This is a genomic window from Flavobacterium caeni (assembly GCF_900101895.1).
GTDB classification, from domain to species: Bacteria; Bacteroidota; Bacteroidia; order Flavobacteriales; family Flavobacteriaceae; genus Flavobacterium; species Flavobacterium caeni.
The window spans coordinates 1-1,019 of the sequence record NZ_FMVF01000081.1; the positions used below are offsets into that span (position 1 = coordinate 1).

Genomic DNA, 1,019 nt, shown 5'->3' on the forward strand with positions numbered 1-1,019 from the left:
TATTATGTAAAGATTTTTTTTCACGCCCAAAGATACCAAATTGAGCGATACGATTTGATTTCTTAACGCGATGCTTCTGCATTTCTCACAACGTTCCCTGTATTTGCGCTGGAGCGGAAATGGGAGCAGAGTTTTCTCTGCTAAGATAAAACTTTCTTGGTTTGAACGAACGTTCAATCAGCTGAAAACCAGCTCTGGCGTAAATACAGTGTTACCAGAAGTTGCTTACTTGTCTACACCGACTTTAAACTCTTTTGATTTAAAAAATTTTCTAATCAAATCATTTTTCTCTGTGCAATTATCCCAAGTCTTTATTTCTTTCGAACTGAATTCTATTTTATTGCAGCTGAAGCAAATTTCTATATATTCATAGATTTTTGATTTCTCATCTATAAATAAAATTGCATTTCTAGGATTATAACAATTTGCTTCATCAATTATTTTCGGAAACTTATCATTTATAAAACCGAAATTGTATAAGATGTCGCTCAAATTATTAATTTCATCATGGGTTAGTGATTTAATTTCTTTGACTTTTGTACTGTCTAAAATCTGGTTTGAAATCGGCAATTCATTTATAAGAACTTCTGGATCGTCAAAAGAGATAAGCAAAATATTACTTGCTTTATTGAACGGATAAAAGGATTTCCTATCTTGAATAGAATATTTGTTCTTGTGTTTGCATATTGAGTTTCTCTCAGCATATTTTTCCTCCGAGCTTTTTTGAGCAAAGGCTGATATTGAAAGACACAAGATTATAATTACTAGTTTAGATTTCATGATTATTTACGAGTTCGTTCTCTGCAATTTCTGGTAACGTTCTCCGCATTTTCGCAGAAGCGGAAATAGGAGCAGAGTTCTCTCTGCTAAGATAGAATTTTCTAAGAAAGAACAAACGCTCAACTTACTAAAAACCAGCTTTTGCGTAAATGCGGTGTTAGTGGTGGTGTTTATTTATGTGAAGACAGAAACTCAGATATTGTAACAATTTTTGTCTTTTCAAATTTTTGAATTTCTAA

Annotated in this window: 1 protein-coding gene; it reads right to left on the reverse strand. The window is 32.3% G+C overall.

The window, feature by feature from the left end:
- Nucleotides 1–225: 225 nt before the first annotated feature.
- A complete protein-coding gene (locus BLP55_RS16665) occupies nucleotides 226–780 on the reverse strand; it encodes a hypothetical protein (RefSeq protein ID WP_091147585.1) in 555 nt (184 codons plus the stop codon).
- Between the last annotated feature and the right edge of the window lie 239 nt (nucleotides 781–1,019).

Bases quoted from the DNA above. Each gene is read 5' to 3' on its own strand.
- BLP55_RS16665 (WP_091147585.1), bottom strand. From the start codon at position 780: ATGAAATCTAAACTAGTAATTATAATCTTGTGTCTTTCAATATCAGCC.